General features: G+C 61.6%; 17 protein-coding genes and 1 pseudogene. 6 read left to right on the forward strand and 12 right to left on the reverse strand.

Annotation, left to right across the window (positions count from 1 at the left end; genetic code table 11):
- On the reverse strand, window positions 1-1420 hold a 1420-nt coding region (locus B3F77_RS01275), incomplete at its 3' end, for a transglycosylase domain-containing protein (protein ID WP_414702934.1).
- 418 nt (window positions 1421-1838) lie between these two features.
- Between B3F77_RS01275 and B3F77_RS01280 the strand changes: the two genes are divergently transcribed.
- Window positions 1839-2408 (forward strand): DUF1439 domain-containing protein, encoded by a 570-nt coding sequence (locus B3F77_RS01280; RefSeq protein WP_293603200.1) that lies wholly within the window; start codon window positions 1839-1841, stop codon window positions 2406-2408.
- 52 nt (window positions 2409-2460) lie between these two features.
- Here B3F77_RS01280 and B3F77_RS01285 read toward each other — a convergent pair whose 3' ends face one another.
- Window positions 2461-3477 carry a formylglycine-generating enzyme family protein gene (locus B3F77_RS01285; RefSeq protein WP_414702935.1) on the reverse strand — a complete coding sequence of 339 codons (1017 nt, stop codon included), beginning with the start codon at window positions 3475-3477 and terminating at the stop codon, window positions 2461-2463.
- Window positions 3478-4000: 523 nt separating this feature from the next.
- Between B3F77_RS01285 and B3F77_RS01290 the strand changes: the two genes are divergently transcribed.
- The gene (locus B3F77_RS01290; protein WP_293603201.1) at window positions 4001-4897 is read left to right on the forward strand and encodes a hypothetical protein; all 897 of its coding nucleotides are present in this window, start codon (window positions 4001-4003) and stop codon (window positions 4895-4897) included.
- Window positions 4898-5006: 109 nt separating this feature from the next.
- On the opposite strand, the gene B3F77_RS01295 is transcribed toward B3F77_RS01290, so the two are convergent.
- On the reverse strand, window positions 5007-5321 hold the full coding sequence (locus tag B3F77_RS01295) for a collagen-like protein (RefSeq protein WP_293603202.1): 315 nt from the start codon (window positions 5319-5321) through the stop codon (window positions 5007-5009).
- Window positions 5322-5756: 435 nt separating this feature from the next.
- Here B3F77_RS01295 and B3F77_RS01300 point away from each other — a divergent pair, with 435 nt between their 5' ends.
- Window positions 5757-6860: a pirin family protein gene (locus tag B3F77_RS01300; RefSeq protein WP_293603203.1), complete on the forward strand. Its 1104-nt coding sequence runs from the start codon at window positions 5757-5759 to the stop codon at window positions 6858-6860.
- Between the two features lie 81 nt (window positions 6861-6941).
- Here the strand turns inward: B3F77_RS01300 and B3F77_RS01305 are convergent, their stop codons facing one another.
- Entirely contained in the window at window positions 6942-7187 is a 246-nt protein-coding gene (locus tag B3F77_RS01305; RefSeq protein ID WP_293603204.1) for a hypothetical protein, read from the reverse strand.
- Between the two features lie 447 nt (window positions 7188-7634).
- Between B3F77_RS01305 and B3F77_RS01310 the strand changes: the two genes are divergently transcribed.
- Window positions 7635-9830, forward strand: coding sequence for an FUSC family protein (locus B3F77_RS01310; protein WP_293603241.1), 2196 nt, complete (start codon window positions 7635-7637; stop codon window positions 9828-9830).
- Between the two features lie 113 nt (window positions 9831-9943).
- Here B3F77_RS01310 and B3F77_RS01315 read toward each other — a convergent pair whose 3' ends face one another.
- The 8 genes from B3F77_RS01315 to def form a co-directional block, all read right to left on the reverse strand.
- Window positions 9944-11221 (reverse strand): NRAMP family divalent metal transporter, encoded by a 1278-nt coding sequence (locus tag B3F77_RS01315; protein ID WP_293603205.1) that lies wholly within the window; start codon window positions 11219-11221, stop codon window positions 9944-9946.
- 509 nt (window positions 11222-11730) lie between these two features.
- Entirely contained in the window at window positions 11731-12561 is an 831-nt protein-coding gene (locus B3F77_RS01320) for a tetratricopeptide repeat protein (protein ID WP_293603206.1), read from the reverse strand.
- Window positions 12562-13008: 447 nt separating this feature from the next.
- Complete coding sequence (locus B3F77_RS01325) at window positions 13009-13449, reverse strand: CBS domain-containing protein (protein ID WP_293603207.1); 441 nt, start codon at window positions 13447-13449, stop codon at window positions 13009-13011.
- Window positions 13450-13712: 263 nt separating this feature from the next.
- Complete coding sequence (locus B3F77_RS01330; RefSeq protein WP_293603208.1) at window positions 13713-14906, reverse strand: phosphoglycerate kinase; 1194 nt, start codon at window positions 14904-14906, stop codon at window positions 13713-13715.
- A gap of 76 nt (window positions 14907-14982) precedes the next feature.
- Window positions 14983-15318, reverse strand: coding sequence for an AzlD domain-containing protein (locus B3F77_RS01335; RefSeq protein WP_293603209.1), 336 nt, complete (start codon window positions 15316-15318; stop codon window positions 14983-14985).
- A complete protein-coding gene (locus B3F77_RS01340; protein ID WP_293603210.1) occupies window positions 15315-16082 on the reverse strand; it encodes an AzlC family ABC transporter permease in 768 nt (255 codons plus the stop codon). Before B3F77_RS01340 ends, B3F77_RS01335 begins: the two co-directional genes overlap by 4 nt.
- Before the next feature lie 21 nt (window positions 16083-16103).
- Window positions 16104-17096, reverse strand: coding sequence for a methionyl-tRNA formyltransferase (gene fmt / locus B3F77_RS01345; RefSeq protein WP_293603211.1), 993 nt, complete (start codon window positions 17094-17096; stop codon window positions 16104-16106).
- Window positions 17097-17156: 60 nt separating this feature from the next.
- Entirely contained in the window at window positions 17157-17678 is a 522-nt protein-coding gene (gene def, locus B3F77_RS01350; protein ID WP_293603212.1) for a peptide deformylase, read from the reverse strand.
- 197 nt (window positions 17679-17875) lie between these two features.
- Here def and B3F77_RS01355 point away from each other — a divergent pair, with 197 nt between their 5' ends.
- On the forward strand, window positions 17876-19096 hold the full coding sequence (locus B3F77_RS01355) for a LysM peptidoglycan-binding domain-containing protein (protein WP_293603213.1): 1221 nt from the start codon (window positions 17876-17878) through the stop codon (window positions 19094-19096).
- 57 nt (window positions 19097-19153) lie between these two features.
- Window positions 19154-19491, forward strand: a pseudogene (locus B3F77_RS01360) (DNA-protecting protein DprA); the annotation flags it as partial.

Here is a 19491-nt window from a genome sequence, read left to right on the forward strand (position 1 = left end):
GCGGACGCCACACTTCGCCGCCCGGCAGCGGGATTTCGACGGCCTGGTCGATGAAGGTGTCATCGGGGCTGGCCCCTTTTTCAAAAGCCGCGCCGTACACAAAGGGCTTGAAGGTGGAGCCGGGCTGGCGCCGCGCATGCTGCACATGGTCAAACGGATCTATCTGGAAGTCGCGGCTGCCGACCCAGGCGCGGATCTGGCCATTGCGCGGGTCCAGCGCCATAAAGCCGGCCTGCACCCGGGTTTTTTGCTCGCGCAGGGTACGCATGAAGGCGGCATCAAGCGTCAGCTTTTTCATGGCCTCTTTTGCCGTGAGCCCTGAATCAACGGCGCTACGGTACTCGGGCGTTTCGCGCACAAAGGCTTGCACCAACTCGTTGCGCTCACCCCAGACCGCGCGTGGGCTCCATGCGGCGTCGGCCACGCCTTGCAGTTGCCGGCCCTGGCGCGCCACCGCCTGGTTGGCCACGTTTTGCAGGCGGGAGTCGATGGTGGTGTGCACCACCATCCCGTCGGTGTAGATGTTGTAGTCGTTGCGGTCGGCCCAGTCGATCAGCCATTTACGCAGTTGCTGGGCAAAGTGGGGCGCGGGGCCCATGGGTTCGATCTGCCGCTCGAATTCGATGTGCAGCGGCCGTTTTTTCAGCGCCTCGTACTTGCCTGCATCAAGCTGCTCGCGCTTGACCATTTGCGCCAGCACGGTATTGCGGCGCTGCACGGCGCGCTCGGGGTTGAGCACCGGGTTGTAGTAGCTGGTGCCCTTGAGCATGCCGACCAGCGTGGCGCTCTCCAGCAGGTCGAGCTGGTCGGCCGATTTGTCGAAATAGGTGCGCGCCGCCATCTCGATGCCGACGGCGTTGTAGAGAAAGGGCACGGTGTTGAGGTAGGTCTCGAGGATTTCAGGCTTGGTATAGAGGGCCTCGATCTTCAGCGCGGTGATGGCTTCCTTGAGCTTGCGGGTGAGGGTGGGGGCGCGGCCGATTTCCTCCGGGTACAGGTTGCGCGCCAGCTGCTGCGTCAGGGTGGAGCCGCCTTGCCGGCTGCCCGAAAAAGTGCTCAAAGCGGCGGCACTGGTGCGCCGCCAGTCCAGGCCGTGGTGCTGATAAAAGCGATGGTCTTCGGTGGCGATCAGGGCCACAACGACGGAGGGTGCGATCTGGTCCAGCGGCACCCAGGCGCGGTTGGCCCACTTGAACTCAGTCAGCAGCTTGCCGTCCGCCGAGAGCACTTGCGCGGGCTGCTCCAGTTTGGCCTTGCGGATGTCGCTGATGCTGGGGGTAAACGGAATCAGCACCAGCACATAGAGCAACAACAGCGTCGGCACGGCGGCCAGCGCCCACGCCACGCTGCGCCGGGTGGGGCGGCGAAAGCGGCGAAGCCGGTCGGCAACAAGGGGTTTGAGCTGGGAAAGTTTGATCACGCAAGAACCATGGGGCGGGGTAACGCCGGGGGTCTATTGTGTCGAAAACCTTTCGGCCGTCGATAAACGGGAAATTGGGGGTCAGATTCCAATTAAATTCAATTTCCGGGAAATTGGGGGTCAGATTCCAATTAAATTCAATTTCTGGCGAGAGCCGCCCTGCAGGTGGTTCACCCCTTTGATTTGCTGCGCGTTCACGGGCGTTCACGGGCGGTGTTGCGGCCAGTATGTCACTTGCGCCTATTTCACTTCCCCGGCCACTCCGCCAGCTTCTGCAGCAACCCTTCCTTGCTTGACAGGTATCGCCGGAGTGTGGGCCTGTGGAAGAGGTGTGTCTGCCAGTTACCAAATGGCGCGCAGCAAGCACGGCGGCGCCAACAGGCGGGGCGCACAATGGCGGCTCCAACGGAGGACATGGATGAAACGCAGACTGTTGTTGACGGTGCCCATTTGGCTGGCGCTGGGCGGGGCCGCCTGCTCGGCCTCGCCGGGCGCGCGCGGCCAGCCCAGCTACAAAGTGTCCGCCGAGCAATTGCAGCAGGCCGTGGCGCGGCGTTTCCCGCTGCGTTATCCGGTGGGTGGGCTGCTTGATCTCAAGGTGGAGGCGCCGCGCCTGCGCTTGCTGCCCGAGCTGAACCGCCTGGGAACGGAGATGGTGGTGGAAGCGGCCGGTCCGGCACTTGGGCGAAGCTACACCGGCACGTTCGATCTGGATTTTGCGCTGCGCTACGAAGCCAGTGACCAGTCGATACGCGCCTATCAGCTGCGGGTCAATTCACTGCGCTTTTCCGACCTGCCCCCTGGCCCGTCTGAACTGCTCAATGCCTACGGGCCTGCACTGGCCGAGCAGACCCTGCACGAAGTCGTTCTGCACCAACTGCGCCCGCAGGATCTGGCGCTTCTGGATGGCCTGGGACTGCAGCCAGGCAGCATCACGGTCACGCCCCAGGGGCTGGTGATCGGCTTTGTGGCAAAACCGCTGCGCTGAGGGCCTGAATCCGCCAGGCTTAAAAGCGTGGGTCGTTGCGCGCTTGCCCGACTCAGCGCCCTGCGCCATCGTCTTCGCGCAGCAAACGCATGCCGACCAGGGTGTAGCGGGTCTGGGCGGAATTCCAGTTGCGGTAGCTGCAGCGCGCATACAGCGACCAGGTGTGCCAGGATCCGCCACGGCGCACGCGCACGCTGCCTGTATCAGGCCCTAGCGGATCGTTGACGGGCGACCTGGCGTAATAGGTTTCGTCGTGCCAGTCGCTCACCCATTCCCAGGCGTTGCCCAGCATGTCGTGAAGCCCGAACGCGTTGGCCTCGAAGCTGCCGACCGGCGCGGTGAAGGCGTAGCCGTCCGCACCCTGCAGTGCGTAAGGCTGCCAGGCTGGCCAGTTTTTGGCCGCGTCGGCATCGAAGGTGTTGGCTATTTTCAGCAGTGATTGGGGCTCGTTTGTGCGGCCATAACGCGCCGTGCCGCCGGCGCGGCAGGCGTATTCCCATTCGGCCTCGGTCGGCAGGCGGTAGGTGTGGCCTTCGTGCTGGCTCAGCCACTGGGTCAGGGCCACGGCGTCGTTCCACGTCACGTTGAGCACGGGGTGCGTGTCGTCCTGCGTAAAGCCGGGATTGCGCCATGAATACTGAGGGTCGCGGCCTTCAAAGGCATCGCCGCGTTGTGTTTTTGACGGATCGTAGTCGGCGTTGTAGCCATAGCCGCCCGTGCCATCGGCAACCGATTCAGGCGTGTAGCCCGAGGCTTCGAGAAACTTGCGGAACTGGCCAACGGTGACTTCATGCTGGCCCAGAAAGAAAGGCCGCGTGATGCGCACGCGGTGCACCGGCGCTTCGTCAACGAGATCCACCAGGCGCTGGCGCTCGTAGTGCGGGTAATCCTTGGCCAGGGCGTCGGGCGATTCGTCGCTGCCCATGAGAAATTCACCGCTTGGGATCAGCACGAATTTCATGCCCAGCGCGTTTTCCATGACCTGGGGCAAGGGCGCGTTCGGCAGCAACGAGCAGGCCGGCAACACCAGCGTGAAGGCCAGCAAAAAAGGCAGGGCAGGTGGATGCATGGGGGTGATCGGGAGTCAGTGTGGAGACACTGTAGCGCAGTGGGCTTTGCGCGCTGTTCGCAGGCCGCGCCCGGGACAGGAAAGCGCAGATCGATGCGGGTGAATTGGTGCCGAAGTTGCGCTGCCTGCGTGGCTTGTACGCTACTGAATCAATAGCTGTCTGCGCAGGCGGGAATTGCGGGAATTTGGGAATTGGAGGGGAATTGGGGTCAGAGCCCAATTGATTTGTGCTGTCCACCTACGCTAATGGTCAAATAGCCAGAAGCCCGATCCTGAACTGAGCGCCTTAGTTTTCGGCCTCCACAAAGCGCACGTAGCCGGTGCCGCCCGCACGCACCGCCAATGCCACATGGCCTGCACCTTAGGGTTTGGCCGGGGGCCACCTGTGGGCGGTATGACCGGCCGGGCTAGCGTATGCCCCTATGGAAATTGTTACATCTGCACGTAGAATGAGTTTCAGCTGGGCTGCAATCGCAGGCTTTGCGGGACTGCACGAGTTTTAAAAAATGAGGGCGAAAAAACCATGAAGAAGCACCTTTTGTTGGCTTGTTTGTTTTCCTGCGGCCTATCTGCCCAGGCGCAGTCTTGCGAAGGGGGGCTCTACCTCAATCCGGAGGTCATTCGCGGGGAGGGCTTGTCGCAAACCGAGAGCGCGATGAGGGATCTGAGCGACTTTGTCCGGCCCACCGGGTTGTCGGTGTCCCCGATTCTCAACATCAGGGAAACGCAAGAGGTCCTGACTGCCGTCAAGAGACCTACGCCGCCGTGCTGGATCTACGGTAACCCTGTGGTGGGTCTGGCCTCGGGCTACCGTCCGGTGGCGGTCAACATGGAACCAATCCAGTCGGCCGTGCTGCTCCTCGCCGACGTTGGTTCGGTGAAGGACGTCAAGCCGGTAGAACTGAAGAACCTTCCGCCCGACCAGCAGGCCAAGGTGCTTGCCAAGCTCAAGACCACCAGTTGCTTCGGCATAAAAAGTGGCGTGACGACCTCGCTCGTGAAGGCCGAGAACCTTTGTGGCACGGTGGTGGAAGTAATGCCCCAGCAAGGCTTGGGGCAGAGCTACTTGCCCAGCAAGGCAGCTTTTTACTGGCAGGCGGATCGGTGGGTGGGCTTGATTACCCGGCTTCAGAGTGCCCAGGCCGCCACCCTGAAAAGCAACTTCGGTACTGACGAGCGCATCCACATGGCGAAGCTGTTCATTGTGCCGGCCACCAATCCAAGCTGGGGCTACGGACTCTACGTGCGTCCCGATGTTTCGGCGGACATCCTGAAAAAGGCCGCCAATCAATTCACTTCCCTCAAAACGACCAACGCGATGCTGTTAAAGGCGCTGGACCTTGGCACCAAATACGGGTTCGCCAGCCCTTCCGAGGTGGCTGTCCAGGCGATGAAGAAGTCGCTGGAAACAGGCTCCTGAGAAAAGGTTTGATCCGTCAGCGCTCACTCGGGCGGCTGACCGAAGCCGCACCTGCCCGCGTTCTTCCTCCATGGTCTTGGCGAGAAGCTTGACCAGGCGTGACAGGAGCTTACTTCTGGGCAGGAACAACGACGACCGTACCGCCGCCGGTTTTTCCAGTATCGCCTTTGGTACCTTCAGCGCCCGTCGCACCAGTTGCACCCGCAGCGCCTTCATAGCCGGTAGCACCCGTCGCACCCGTAGCACCAGTCGGGCCGGGAACGCCTACACCAGCACCGGTCGCGCCAGGAGCGCCGGTAGCGCCAGCCGGGCCAGCCGGGCCTGGAACGGTCACTACAGCCGGCACAGGATTGTTGACCGATTTTTCACAAGCGCTCAAGCCCAGCATAGTGATTAGTGCGGCTATTAGTAATGAATATTTCATATTGATCCTTTTATGTGGTGAGAGAAAAATGGGAACGAAATAGTGCGTACACAGTGTTTTGCCGCCTTGACCGTGAACTGTCCAAAAATTATTTCTTGCTACGGACAACAGGATGACATGTGAACTTACCAGCGGAACTCATCGCGCCGTGTAGGACGATCCCACGATTACCTGTCCGAATATGCGGGTGCCGTTGGGCTGCGTCCGGTTACGCAGACGCTTTCGTAAAAGCAATCAATGAAACTGGAGATGGTTCCTGGCAGCGGTCAGTCGGATTAGATGGCCGGTTGGGAGCAACACTTCAAATGACCGTACATGGAGTGGGTCCAGGCCGCCTGAAAACCCTGGCGCGCGGCTCGACAGGGAAGTGGCATGGTGGCCTGCACCTGAAAGCAGATAGGGGTAACCTCAGCGGTGTCTTTTGAAAGCGCCGCCATGTCCACCAGCCCCATCGTCCAGATCAAACCCCTAGGCTTCCCTTGGGAAACCATCGATCCCTTCCTGTTCTGCGTCTACCACAACGACGCCTATCCCCAAGCCAATGCGCAGATGGGGCCGAAGGACTTGCTGACGGGCCGCGAGATGGGGCAGGACTTCAGCCGCAAGGACGGCTGGAGCATGTACCACGGCAGCACAGTGCCAGGCTTCCCGGCGCATCCACACCGCGGCTTTGAGACGGTCACCATCGTGCGCAAGGGGCTGATTGACCATTCCGATTCGCTGGGCGCGGCGGCGCGCTTTGGCCGCGGCGATGTGCAGTGGCTCACGGCGGGCCAGGGCGTGGTGCATTCGGAGATGTTTCCCTTGCTCGACCAAGCCGGGCCCAACCCGCTGGAGCTGTTCCAGATCTGGCTGAACCTGCCAGCCCGCAACAAAATGGCGGCACCCAACTTCACGATGTTCTGGTCGCAGGACATTCCGCGTCTGGTGGTTACCGACGATGAGGGTCGTCGCGCGGAAGTGGCCGTTATTGCTGGCCGGTTGCAAGACGCAAGCGTAGGCGCACCGCCGGCGCCGCCGCCCGATTCGTGGGCGGCGCAGGCTGAGGCCGATGTGGCGATATGGACGATCCGCATGGCGCCCGGCGCGCGCTGGACGCTGCCCGCCGCGACGGGTGAAGGCACACGGCGCACGCTGTATTTTTTTAAGGGCGCGTCGGTGACGGTGGGCGGGCAGGCGGCGAGCGCTGCCAGCGCCATTGAGTTGCGCGCAAGTGCACCGGTGGAGCTGGTCAACGTCGGCAATGGCGGCGAAGAGGTGGCGGAATTCCTGCTGCTGCAGGGCAAACCGATTGGCGAGCCGGTGGTGCAGTACGGCCCGTTCGTGATGAACACTCAAGCCGAGATCGCGCAGACGATGGCGGATTACCGGCGCACGCAGTTTGGCGGCTGGCCCTGGCCAGACAGCGCGCCGGTGCATGGGCGCGACCCGGCGCGGTTTGCGCGGCACCCCGGCGGGCGCGAGGATCGGCCGATGGGGGGTGGTGATCAAGTGCCTGCACCTGTCGTGGGCTACAGCGCCGAGGAAAGTAACCCCTGAAAATCAGGCGGGCATGCGTCCGAACCTGCGGAGATTGCCGGGAAGCGCCGTTTGTGACGATACGGGCTCGCAAGCAAGGACTTAAACCCTATCGATGAACAGCCCTGCGCAAAGGATGGCGCCGACAACATACAACAACCAAGTCTGTGCGATGGCGTAAGGGTAGAACATTAGCGCCACGCCGAGCCACTTGGTGAGGCGGCGCCCGACTCGCTTGCCATAGCGGTACGCGGCGAAGCCAATGAGGCCGAATGCTATGGCGCCAAAGATATAGGCCGGACCGGGAAGGGTCAGACCGAGCGACTGTATGACTGACAAGTTGTCCATGCGGTGTTGTTGCGACGAAGGACCGATACGATCCTGCGGGATGGCAGCAGCTTACCATTTGGAATCGGGGCCCCACCACTGTCGTACCAAATCCAGTGCTCGCCGCCGCTCTCCAGATGCGCCAGCTTCTCTTTCGGTCGAACGTCCGGTCACGGTCGATATGCGGCCTTCAGGACAGGCCGTGATCGCCCTGGTACTCGGATCGCTACCGGGGGTCAATCGCCCAGTGGTCCCGGCTGGGGGGTTCCGGCCGCCGCCACCGGGTTTCATGCAGACGATGGCCAGAGAGGGCATGCAGAAGAATTCGGCTCCCCGGAGTCATCGATCCCGAGCCTGACCCTGAGAACTGCCCAAGGGGTTCGTTTTCTACGTAAAGGGCGTGGCCAAATAATTGCACTTTAATTGGCTTTTCGTGCCAACATGCCATTCACTTCATTACCCATGCAGATGTCTCGCTCCTCTGAACGCCGTACTCGGGTTGCCTTGCGTGTCGCGCTGAGCTACTACGTGGCCAACGGCCTGTCGGCGGCGCTCGGCCTGATGCTGATATCGGGTGGTGTGCACTTTTTCCTGGGCGCTTTCGCCGCCTCGGCCGCTTCGGTGGGCGTCATTGTGTGCATTCCGCCCGATCAGGCGGCGCCCAAGCGCGGGAAGTTCTGGCAACTGCTGCCGGCGGCGCTGATCGGCCTGCCGCTTTTCTTCGCCGTGCAGGCGCTGCACGCCGCGCCGATCCGCCTGGGCCTGCTGCTGGTGCCAGCCACCTTCATCGCCTTCCTGGCGGCGGCATGGGGCAAGCGCGGCCTGCCGATCGCGGTCTCGGTCATGTTCGCGATGGTCTTTTCGATGGCGGTGCCGGAGCACGCTGTTAGCGGAACAGCCCTTGCCAGCAGTTTGTATTTCGCGCTCGGCGCGGGCTTGTACCTGCTCTACGCCACGCTGGCCAACGCAGTGCTGAACGCGCGCTATCGCGTGCAAATGCTGGCCGACACGCTGCTGTCGCTGACCAATCTCATGCGCACGCAGGCGCGCCAATTCACGCCGGCTGCTGTGGGCGAGAGCGGTGGGCGGGCACCCCTGATGGGGCAATTGCTTCAGCAGCAAGCCGCACTGGCCGATCAGTTGCAGGCGGCTCGCAACATCCTGCTCGAGTCTCCGCGCACGCCGCGCCGCCAGCAACTGGCCGGCATGCTGATGCTGGTGCTGGAAATGCGTGACCACCTGCTGGCCTGCGAACTCGACCTCGATACGCTGAAGTCCCATCCCGGCCACGCACCGGTGCTGAGCGCGCTGCGCGAGGTCCTTGATGCGCTGGCCTATGAGATCGAGCTGTTGGCCGACGCGCTGTTGTATGGCCGCCAGCCTGCGCCCTTTGAAAGCCGCCGGCCCCAACTGGCTGCCCTGCATTGGGGCGAGGGCGCGCCGGCGGCGAGCGATGGCGCCACGCCGTCGGCGGCCGTGCTGGCGCGGGGACTGGCCAAGCGCGTGGGCAACATCAATGACGAGGCCTTGCGCCTGTTCGCACTGGCGCGCGGCGAGGCCGAGCCCGACCTCGCCCTGGTGCGCACCACCTGGCAGATGTTTGTGAGCCCCACCGCCTGGTCGTGGCGGCCCTTCGTCGCGCTTTGGCGCTGGGACGCGCCGCCGCTGCGCCACGCCATCCGCGCCGCGCTGGCCATCGGCACCGCCTACGCCATCTCGCTCGCGCTGCCCTGGGGTACCCATGACTACTGGATTTTGTTGACCATCGTGGTGGTACTGCGAGGCAGCCTGGCCCAGACCCTGGAGCGGCGCAACAGCCGCGTGGCGGGCACGCTGATGGGCTGCATTCTGGCCGGGGCACTGCTGTCCGCCCATGCCCCGGTGCTGGTGCTGCTCGTGGTCGTGACGCTCGCGCAGGCCGTGGCCCACGCCCTCGCGGTCAGGCGCTATCTGGTGACTGCGGTCGCTGCCACGGTGCTCGGCCTCGTGCAGGCGCACATGCTCAATGCGGGCGCGACCCCCGCCTTCGACGTGGTCGAACGCATGGCCGACACGCTGATCGGCGTTGCCATTGCCTGGGCGTTCAGCTACGTGCTGCCTTCGTGGGAGCGCACCCAGATCCCCGCACTCGTGGCACGCACACTGGAGGCGCAGGCGCGCCATGCGCGCGTCGCGCTGGGTCTGGGCCAATTGCAGGCGGTGGACAACGAGCCTGAACTCGAATGGCGGCTCGCGCGGCGCGAGGCGTACGACAGCCTCTCGGCCCTGGTCCAGGCCACGCAGCGATCGCTCTCCGAGCCGCGCGCGGTCCGCCCGCCGCTGGAGCCGCTGGGACGCTTGATGGCGCACAGCTACCAGTTGCTCGCGCAGCTCACCGCCGTTAAAACTATGCTGCTGCTGCGTCGCGGGAACCTGAAATCCGAGCAGATTCGCGCGCCACTGATGCGGGCCGCCGAAACCATCGAGGCCACCCTGATCTCCAGCCCGTCAGCGGGGGTCGCTGGCGCGCCGTGCGCCGATGCCTCGCCGGGTCCGGTGGCGCTGCCTGACCCTTTTGAAAACGACCTCAGTCCCTGGGTGCTGCGCCGGCTCGATCTGGCGGCCGGCATTGCGGTGCAACTGCGCGACGATGCCAACCAGGTCCTGCGGCCGCCCACCACGTAACGCGGGCTTCACTCAACCGATCAAAGCCAGCCTCAGACGCGTATCGCTGTTTCCAGGGTGGTTTTCTGGGAGCCAGGCTTGCGACATCCGCGACTGACTCATTTTCTTGATCCTCACAGGGTCAATAGCATGGCGGAAACCGCTGCCGCCATCATCAGCGTCGCCAACCATCCCATGACCTTCAGCCTCGTTGTGATGACGAACTGCCCCATGATTTCTGGTCGGACCGCCATCAACATCATCACGACCATGATAGGGACCGAAATGACGCCGTTGATGACCGCGCTCCAGTACAACGCTTTGATCGGATCGATCGACGTAAAGCCCAGCGCAATGCCGATCAACGTCGAGGTGGCGATGATGGCGTAGAACTGCTTTGCCTTCATAGGCGTGCGTTCAAGGCTATTTTTCCATTTAAAGGCACCCGCCATGGCGTAGGCGGAAGACCCGGCCAAGACCGGAATCGCAAGCAATCCAGTGCCAATGATGCCAGCGCTAAACAGCATAAACGCAAACTCGCCGGCAATCGGACGAAGCGCTGTTGCCGCTTGTGCCGACGTTTGAATATCGGTAATTCCATGCAGGTTAAGCGTTACCGCCGTCGTCAAAATAATGAAGAAGGCGACTAGATTCGAAAATCCCATGCCGATATACGTGTCAATCTTGATGCGTCTCAAATTGGCTTTCGCCTGGTGGGGAGCCTTTATCAATGGCTGAGCTTGAGGATCTACCCGTTGGTCCTCGACTTCCTGCGACGCTTGCCAGAAGAACAGGTAGGGGCTGATCGTCGTGCCGAATACGGCTACGACTGTCGTGATGTACTCTGGCTTCCAGGATAAATGCGGCGCCAGCGCTCTTGCCAGCACCTGCGACCAGGGAATGTGCACGACAAACGCCGTTGCCACATACGCCAGCAAAGAGAGAGTGAGCCATTTCAGGATGCGAACATAGCGCCTGTAAGGAATGAATACCTGGAGCAGCAACGATACAACGCCGAACGCCACTGCATACATTTGCGCGGGACCGCCGACAATCAGTTTTAGTGCTTCGCCCATGGCGGAGACATCGGCCGCAATATTGATCGTATTTGCGATCAGCAAAAGTCCGACCACGCCATACAAGAGCCACGCCGGGTAGTGCCGACGAATGTTGGTGGCGAGTCCATGGCCGCTCACCCTCCCGATTCTGGCGCTGACCACTTGAATGCCGACCATCAAGGGGTAGGTGAACAGAACCGTCCACAGCATGTTGAAGCCAAACTGTGCCCCAGCTTGCGAGTAGGTAGCAATCCCGCTTGGATCGTCGTCAGCAGCGCCCGTGATGAGTCCCGGGCCGAGCTTTTTGAGCCATGATTCTTCACGGTCTTGGGAGGGAGCTTCCACGTTGAGCATCGTTTTTTCAGTAGATTGATCTGCCGCTAAGGAACCGCTGCATAACCTGTCGCCGATCGCGCATCCGCAGGATCGAGCGGTCTGCGGAGCACGCACTCTCGCCGAGTTACACAGAAGTCTTCTAACATACCATATGCATGATGACTGCTTCGGGGGCGAAAGAGGTTGTTCGCCGCTAACCCGAGCTCCTGAACGGCTAGCTCTCATCATCAGCTACGGTGGTCAGAACTTTCCTGAATGCTGGTCACCTCATATCAGGGTCCACAGGCAATACCTGCTCGATACGAGTGAGGTGGCAAATGCTACCCGACTCGCACGAACTCAGGCTGGAAGCTGGCTGGGTGGCCGAGTTATTGCGGCTGGCGCAACTGGCTCCCGACATCGCGCAGGCCGTACGAGGTTCCGGTGGACTGGCAGGAGCAGCGGGAGTTGTTTGGGTTCGCCGTGCACGCAAAGGTTGTGGATCGGTCCGGTGAGGTCACTGACGAACTGCCGGACGCGGCGCGCGTTTAGCTCCAATCGTCTGAACTGCCGCTGCCGGCGTCATCCCACGAGGACGCATCAGCCACACCGAAGTCGTTCCCACCCATGTCGTACTGCGGCTGGGCAAGCTGTGAGGAAGGGTCTGTAAAGGCATCAGACTGACGGACAGCGCCTTCGTGGCGTCCACCATCCATCACTCGGTGTATAAGCGCTTCGCCCGCCACCATACCTGCGCCAAGGGCTGCCCCAGTGGCCAGGCTACCCAGGATGCCTGAGCCCATCCCAGCCGTAGCCGGTGGTGTCATCGAGCCAACGCCCGCTGCGCCATAACCGGGCGTGCCAAAGGATTGCGGCGAACCTGCCGGACCACTGTAGCTTGGCGCACCCGCACTTTGCACGGGCGCGAGCGAATTCTGCCGCCTGGAGCGGAAGAAAAAGACTATCGCCCCAAACAGTGCAATGCCTGCCAGAAGCATCCCCCAAGGGACGTTAGGCCCGGATGACGGAGCTGCAGGCGAGAAACTGGGCTGGCTGGTCGTGTGCGTTGTCGCGATGCGTGCCTTCAATTCTTGTACGGCACCCGGTTTCGCAAATGGTAGCCCTGGATCCAGGCGCTCGGCCGTCGCGAGTTCAGTCTGGGCGTTGGCAACGCGTCCTTGCTTCGCGAGGAGTTCAGCTTCGGTAAAGTGAGCTTTCGCACTGTTGGGGTGGTTGCGCAGCACTTGATCCATCATGCTCTGTGCTTCACGGTAGTTCCCCGCCTCAGCCGCTTGATAGACCTGATGTAGCGTCGGATCTGCGGCAAATGCGCCGACGCTGACAACAGCGCATGCGAGCAGCAGGGCAAGCTTTGACATGATTATTCTGGGCATCGTTCTTTACCTTTGGAAAATTTCATATGAGATGGGGTCAGGATGGAGAAAGTTCAACCCATTAGCCCGTGAGCCCTCCGCTCGATGCGCCGTATACAGTCACAACCGGGATGTTGCCCGTTTCCAGGAGAGCGACCCACCTGCGACGCGGCCAAAAGCACCGAGGCGATTTTGTGTCTGTCCAGTGAAAGTCGGGACAAGGTGGACGGGAAGCTCCGCAATGCTGTTGCAGCCGACGGCGCCACGCCCTACATCGGCGTTCGCTGCGCTAATGCGACCTTCGGGCTATTATTTTAATAGCAGATAACGCCCGTGGTTATTGGGCTAAGACCCGATTTTGCACATTAAAAGTCAGATTTTTCTGCACATCAGGCAGCCGCGCGAAAACCAATATGCCAGTTGCAACACCACTCTAGCGAGGCTGAGCAATGTTCAACCCCGCTCCCCGGTGATGTAGCGTTCGAGCTGTTCGATGATGAATTGCTGTTCGGAGATGATGTCTTTCACCAAATCTCCGATAGAGATGATGCCGAGCAACTTGCCGTCATCCATGACCGGCAGGTGGCGCAGCCGGTATTTGGTCATCAGCGCCATGCATTGCTCGCTGGTTTCATCGGGACGTACATACCTGACCGCTGAGGTCATGACCTCACGCACCGACGTCTGCAGGGATGTGCGCCCCACGAGCGCGATCTTTCTTGCGTAATCGCGTTCAGTAATGATGCCGACGATTGCCGCACCTTCCATCACCAGCAGTGAACCGATGTTTTTGTCTCCCATCAGCTTGAGCGCATCAAAGACCGACGCCGTTGGTGTGATGCTGTAAACGCCAGGGTCAGCTTTTGACTTCAGGATGCTGGTTACGGATTTCATGGCTTGTCTCCCAGGGTGAATGTGCGAACGCAGGTGACTGCGTCGGTTAGTGTGCCACGTCACCGCAGCAGAGTCCATCAAGTCCGCGCCATCGACGCCGGTTCATAGGCTAAAAGGCTTTCACCCCTATAAGCACAGCAGCGTCACAGTTTTTTTACGTTCCAACATGCGGGTCAAGAACCCGGTCCTTCGTCGCTGAACAATATTGCAGCCAGCTCTTATGCAGCGAGCGCAAGCAGCTATAAAAACAGGAGCTATCAGGCTTAAGCGGCAGCCCGTTTTTGCAGGATCTCGAAGGCTGGCAGCGTCTTGCCTTCGAGGACCTCCAGGAAGGCACCGCCGCCGGTGGAAATGTAGTCCACCTGTTTTTCGATGCCGTATTTGGCAATGGCCGCCAGCGTGTCACCACCGCCAGCAATCGAAAATGCACGGCTTTCAGCAATGGCGTGGGCGATGCCTTCAGTGCCTTTGGCGAAAGCCTCAAACTCGAAAACTCCCACCGGGCCGTTCCAGACAATGGTGCCGGCCGCCTTGAGTTGTGCCGCCAATTTGGCAGTGGTTTCCGGCCCGATATCCAGAATCATGTCGTCGTCGGCGACATCGGTTGCGGCTTTTACAGTGGCTGGCGCATCGGCGGCGAAGGTTTTGGCCGTCACCACATCGGTGGGGATGGGCACCTCGGCGCCACGGGCTTTCATGGCCTCCATCACGGCTTTGGCTTCGGGCAGCAGATCGGCTTCCGCCAGGCTTTTTCCAATCTTCAGGCCGGCGGCGAGCATGAAGGTATTGGCAATGCCGCCGCCCACGATCAGCTGGTCGACGTTATTGGCGAGGGACTTGAGAATGGTCAGCTTGGTCGATACCTTGCTGCCCGCCACGATGGCGACCAGCGGCCTGCGGGGATTGGCAAGTGCTGCCGAAATGGCATCCATCTCGGCGGCCAGCAACGGCCCGGCGCAGGCAATGGGGGCGTATTGCGCAATGCCATAGGTCGAGGCTTCAGCACGGTGTGCCGCACCAAACGCATCATGCACAAAAATGTCGCAGAGGGCGGCCATCTTGCGTGCCAGACCCTCGTCGTTCTTCTTTTCGCCCGGGTTGAGGCGGCAGTTCTCCAGAAGAACCAGCTGGCCCGGCTTGACGTCCACGCCATCGACCCAATTGGCCACCAGGGGAATCTCGCGCTTCATCAGCTCGCCCAAGCGCTTGGCCACGGGGGCCAGCGAGTCGGCCGGCTTGAATTGCCCTTCCACAGGTCGCCCGAGGTGGGAGGTCACCATCACGGCGGCACCAGCATCCAGCGCCATTTGCAGACAGGGGATGGAAGCCCGGATGCGGGTGTCTTCGGTGATGTTTCCGCTGCTGTCTTGCGGCACATTCATGTCTGCACGGATGAAAACGCGCTGGCCCGCAACCTTGCCGCTGGCACACAAGTCGGAAAAACGGATGAAATTCATGAACAACTTCCAAAAAGACTGGCACCCATTGTAGGAGGCTCATTCCCAGGAATTTTCCGGGCAGGGCCGCAGCACCCTACCAGCCCAGCCCCATGTGCAGCGGCAGGTAAACCGCCATGCCCGCAATAATGGTGCCGAGTACGCCGCGGCGCCAGTAAAACCAGGCGGCGCCAGCAACCGTGGCAAACAGACGTGCGTCTTTCCAGGTGTTAATGAGGTGGCCGTGGGTCATGACAATTTCGGGCACGATGACCGCAGCCAGAGCCGCGATGGGCGCATAGTGCAGGCCGCGCTGAGCCCAGCCAGGCAGGGTCCACGGCTTGCTCGACAGGAAAAAGAAGGAGCGCGTGATGACGGTGACCAAGGCCATGCCGATGATGGTGAGCACCGTCCAGAGGCTGGTCTGGTTCATGCGGTCTTTCCAGTTTCAGCGGTTTCCGGGGTTGCAGTCGTTTTGGGTTGGGTGGATCTGGCCAGGCCCGGCTTTTCAAGCATCAGGCACACCGCCACGGCAGCGGCGATGGCCACCAGAATGTTGAGCTTGAGCGGCAACGCGAAGGCCGCCACGGCTGCAGCGCCGGCAACACCGGCGGATACCGCCCGCAGTCGGGTGCTGGCCAATGAACCCAGGATGCCAAGCAATGCCAGGATGCCGGCAAAGCCCAGCCCCCACTCCAGCGGAATGGAGTGGGCCAGTGCAATGCCGAGCAGGCTGGGGCCCACCCAGCTGATCCAGTTCACAGTGGAATTGCCTGCCCAGTAAGCCTCCTGTGCGCGCAGGGTGACCGCGTCCGTGGCGGGGTGAGGATAACGTTTGGTGAACAGCACATAGCTGAGGTCGGCGGTGAAATAGCCGCTGGCCATGCGCCGCCAGAGATTCTGGTGCATCACATAGGGACGCAGGTGCGCGCTGAACACCACAAAGCGCAGGTTGACACAAAACGCGGTGGCCAGAATCACCCACATGGGCGCGCCAGCTGCAATCAGGGGCACTGCTGCGAGCTGCGAGCTTCCCGCAAAGACAAGAACCCCCATCAGTACGGCTTCGGTGAGGCTCATGCCGGACTTGACCATGGCCACACCGGTCATCAGGCCCCAGGCGGCAATACCGGGCCCGACCGAGGCCAGGTCGCGCACGCCAGCGCGAAACTCGGGGTGCTTGAACAATGCCGTCACAAAAAGCTCATCCCTTTTGACTCATTCTTTTTGCCTGAACACCATGCCCGGCTTGATTTCAAAACCTCGCAGAAAATCTGCCGCATCAAGCGCCTTGCCGCCCGCCTTTTGCAGGCGACTCACCCGCAGCACCGCGTCTAGAGCGCAGATGTCCACGCCCTCGGGGCCGCTGGCCACCACCTGACCGGGCAGTCCTTCCGCGGGCCGGGTCGCGTCTGCCAGCACAGCAGCACGCCAGAATTTGATGGTCTCGCCATCGAGAACGCCGGCGGCGCCGGGAAAGGGAGTGAAGGCGCGAATGCGGCGCTCCAGGACAGCCGCGTGTTGCGTCCAGTCCAGCATGGCCTCGCGTTTTTCGATCTTGTGGGCGTAAGTGATGCCGCTTGATGGGCCGTCTGAAGGCTGGGGCACCGGTTGAAGCCCGCCACAAGCGGCCAGCTCCAGCGCTTCAACAATGAGCCGACCGCCCAGATCAGCCAGCTTGTCATGCAGTGACTCCGTGCTGTCTTGCAGGCCGATGTGCAGCTTTTTCACCAGCAGCATGTCGCCGGTGTCCAGCCCGGCATCCATCTGCATGATGGTCACGCCGGTCTCCAGGTCTCCGGCTTCAATCGCGCGGTGAATCGGCGCGGCCCCGCGCCAGCGTGGCAGCAGCGAAGCGTGAATATTGAGGCAGCCCAGCCTCGGCATATCGAGCACCCACTGCGGCAAGATAAGCCCGTACGCCGCCACCACCATGACATCGGCGCGCGCCGCTTCAATAGCCTCGCGGGCTGCGGCCGCATCGTCAGGGTATTTACCGTCGAGTCGCAGGCTGCGCGGTTGCGCCACCGTGATGTGCTGGCTTTCATGGGTTAAAGCCCACTGCTTGACAGCAGACGCCTGCAGCTTCATGCCCCGGCCAGCGGGACGGTCTGGCTGGGTCAGCACCAGCGGAATTTCAAAACCGGCGGCGTGCAAACTTTCCAGCGCCACACGGGCAAACTCAGGGGTACCGGCAAAAATGACGCGCATGGGACCCGATTCTAAAGACTCGCAAAGGACATTCCGCCGTGGCGCACCGCAGCGCCGCTTTCAGCGCTCGGACTCGCGTTCCTCGTCTTTTTTCTGCTTGACCATCTTGGTCTTGATGCGGTTGCGCTTCAAGGGCGACAGGTATTCCACAAACACTTTGCCGATCAAGTGATCCATTTCATGCTGGATGCAGACCGCCAGCATGCCCTCGGCGGCATGGGCCTGGCGCTTGCCGTCCAGATCCAGCGCGTGTACTTTGACCGACGTTGAGCGCTCCACACCGTCGTAGATGCCCGGCACCGACAAGCAGCCCTCGTCACCGACCCGGGTCTCGGCGCTGGCCCAGACGATCTCGGGGTTGATCAGCACCAGCGGCTGATCGCGGTTTTCGCTCACGTCGATCACGATCAGGCGCTCATGTACGTCCACCTGCGTCGCCGCCAGGCCAATGCCCGCCGCTTCATACATCGTTTCAAGCATGGCGGCCGCCAGTTTGCGCAGGCGTGCATCAACAGCGGCCACGGGCTTGGCGATCGTGTGCAAACGCGGGTCAGGGTAGCGAAGGATGATTAGTGGGGTCATGGGGCAAATGATGAGATGTCGCTATTTTCGCCACTTTTCTCGGTTTTTTAGGTGTTCAGATATTCCTGGAATCGTGTAATCGTTGCTTAATCAAGGGCTTAAGTACAAAATCGCCAGTGATTTATCAAGACTAAAACATGATCAAACACGATCTTTTTCGTCAAATTAGAACCGCGCCAGCCCCGAAGGCCTTCAAGATGCAAACTATTTTTGGTCGTTTCAGTCATATTTCAATAGCCGCCGCCCTATTGGGCGCCACTGTCGGCCTGCATGCACAGAATTTTCCCATTACCGCAGGCCAAAGGGCCACCGCCACTCAGGTGGCACAGACTGGCGTTCCCCTGGCCGACCTGGCGCCCAACGCGCCCGAGCACTACCGCATCAAGCGGGGCGACACCCTGTGGTCGATTTCCAGCCTGTTCCTCAAGAGTCCCTGGCGCTGGCCAGAGCTGTGGGGCATGAACCTTCAGGACATCCGCAACCCCCACCGCATTTACCCCGGCCAGCAGCTCGACCTTGGAAAAGCCAATGGCCGGGCGACCTTGCGCACCCGCCAGGCAGCAAGCGATGGCCCGCCCACGGACACCGTGCGGGTTTCTCCCCACACCCGCTTTGAATCACTGGCGGACACGTCCATCCCCACACTGGCACCCAATGCCATTGAGCCCTTCCTCGCCGAACCGATGATTGTTGACGAGGCCACGTTTGCGACGGCGCCGCGAATTGTGGCGACGCAGGAAGGCCGTGTGCTGCTCAGCCGTGGCGACCGTGCCTACGCGCGCGGCGAGTACGTGGACGGGAAAGCCACCGGCAAGCCCCTGAGCGTTGCCAAGGGCGAGCCGATTGACTACCGGGTGTTTCGCAACGCCACCCCCCTGAAAGACCCGAGCACCCAGGAAATCCTGGGCTACGAAGCGCAATACGTCGGCAAGGCCGAGTTGGTGCGCGGTGAATCCACCGTCCAGATCAACGACAAAGACGGCAAGGCGCAAACCGAGATGGTGCCGGCCACCATCGACATCGTGGCTGCCAAGGAGGAAATGCGGGTGGGCGACCGCCTGATTGCCGAGCCGGCACGTGAATTGCTCAGTTACGTGCCCCGCGCACCCTCCACCCCGATTGCCGGACAGATCGTCTCTGTCTACGGGAACGCAGTGGCCTTTGCGGCAGAAAACCAGATCGTGGTGGTCAACCGGGGGGCCAGTGACGGACTGGAACGGGGTCACGTCATGGCCCTCATCAAGGACGGCCAGCGCCTGCAGGACAAGACCGACAGCGCACGGCCGCAAATCAAGCTGCCCAACGAGCGCAACGGCTTGATGATGGTGTTCCGTACCTTTGAGCACCTGTCCTATGCGCTGGTCCTGCAAGTGACCGACGGCGTGAAGGTCGGCGACGGCTTCGTCAACCCGAATTGAGGGCGCTTCACCGTTGCGGCCAAGCCGGGCTCGCCGCCTCCTGAAACCAGCGCTCACGTGGATTCAAAAGAACTTCAAGCCTGGCTGCGGCTGACCCTGTCGCCCGGCGTGGGTAACGAAACTTCACGCAAGCTGCTGGCCGCCTTTGGGTCGGCGCAGGCCGTCTTTGATCAAAGTGCCGCCACCCTGCGACAACTGGGTTCCGAAAAACTGGTCAGCGCCCTCCTGACCGAGCCGCAAGCCTTGGCCGCCCAGTTACAGACCACCCTGGACTGGCTGCAGGATGGCGACGACCGACGCGTGGTTGCACTCGGCGATGCCTCTTACCCGCCCGCCCTGCTCGACATCGAAGACCCGCCTTTGATGCTTTATATGCTTGGAGCCCTTGTAAATAG

The sequence above is a fragment of the Polaromonas sp. UBA4122 genome (genome assembly GCA_002381615.1).
Classification (GTDB): Bacteria; Pseudomonadota; Gammaproteobacteria; order Burkholderiales; family Burkholderiaceae_C; genus Polaromonas.

What these genes read in the sequence shown, in the direction of transcription:
- B3F77_RS01280 (WP_293603200.1), top strand. Translation starts at nt 1,839, where the DNA reads ATGAAACGCAGACTGTTGTTGACGGTGCCCATTTGGCTGGCGCTGGGC.
- B3F77_RS01285 (WP_414702935.1), bottom strand. Translation starts at nt 3,477, where the DNA reads ATGCATCCACCTGCCCTGCCTTTTTTGCTGGCCTTCACGCTGGTGTTG.
- B3F77_RS01290 (WP_293603201.1), top strand. Translation starts at nt 4,001, where the DNA reads ATGAAGAAGCACCTTTTGTTGGCTTGTTTGTTTTCCTGCGGCCTATCT.
- B3F77_RS01295 (WP_293603202.1), bottom strand. Translation starts at nt 5,321, where the DNA reads ATGAAATATTCATTACTAATAGCCGCACTAATCACTATGCTGGGCTTG.
- B3F77_RS01300 (WP_293603203.1), top strand. Translation starts at nt 5,757, where the DNA reads ATGTCCACCAGCCCCATCGTCCAGATCAAACCCCTAGGCTTCCCTTGG.
- B3F77_RS01305 (WP_293603204.1), bottom strand. Translation starts at nt 7,187, where the DNA reads ATGGACAACTTGTCAGTCATACAGTCGCTCGGTCTGACCCTTCCCGGT.
- B3F77_RS01310 (WP_293603241.1), top strand. Translation starts at nt 7,635, where the DNA reads ATGTCTCGCTCCTCTGAACGCCGTACTCGGGTTGCCTTGCGTGTCGCG.
- B3F77_RS01315 (WP_293603205.1), bottom strand. Translation starts at nt 11,221, where the DNA reads ATGCTCAACGTGGAAGCTCCCTCCCAAGACCGTGAAGAATCATGGCTC.
- B3F77_RS01320 (WP_293603206.1), bottom strand. Translation starts at nt 12,561, where the DNA reads ATGTCAAAGCTTGCCCTGCTGCTCGCATGCGCTGTTGTCAGCGTCGGC.
- B3F77_RS01325 (WP_293603207.1), bottom strand. Translation starts at nt 13,449, where the DNA reads ATGAAATCCGTAACCAGCATCCTGAAGTCAAAAGCTGACCCTGGCGTT.
- B3F77_RS01330 (WP_293603208.1), bottom strand. Translation starts at nt 14,906, where the DNA reads ATGAATTTCATCCGTTTTTCCGACTTGTGTGCCAGCGGCAAGGTTGCG.
- B3F77_RS01335 (WP_293603209.1), bottom strand. Translation starts at nt 15,318, where the DNA reads ATGAACCAGACCAGCCTCTGGACGGTGCTCACCATCATCGGCATGGCC.
- fmt (WP_293603211.1), bottom strand. Translation starts at nt 17,096, where the DNA reads ATGCGCGTCATTTTTGCCGGTACCCCTGAGTTTGCCCGTGTGGCGCTG.
- def (WP_293603212.1), bottom strand. Translation starts at nt 17,678, where the DNA reads ATGACCCCACTAATCATCCTTCGCTACCCTGACCCGCGTTTGCACACG.
- B3F77_RS01355 (WP_293603213.1), top strand. Translation starts at nt 17,876, where the DNA reads ATGCAAACTATTTTTGGTCGTTTCAGTCATATTTCAATAGCCGCCGCC.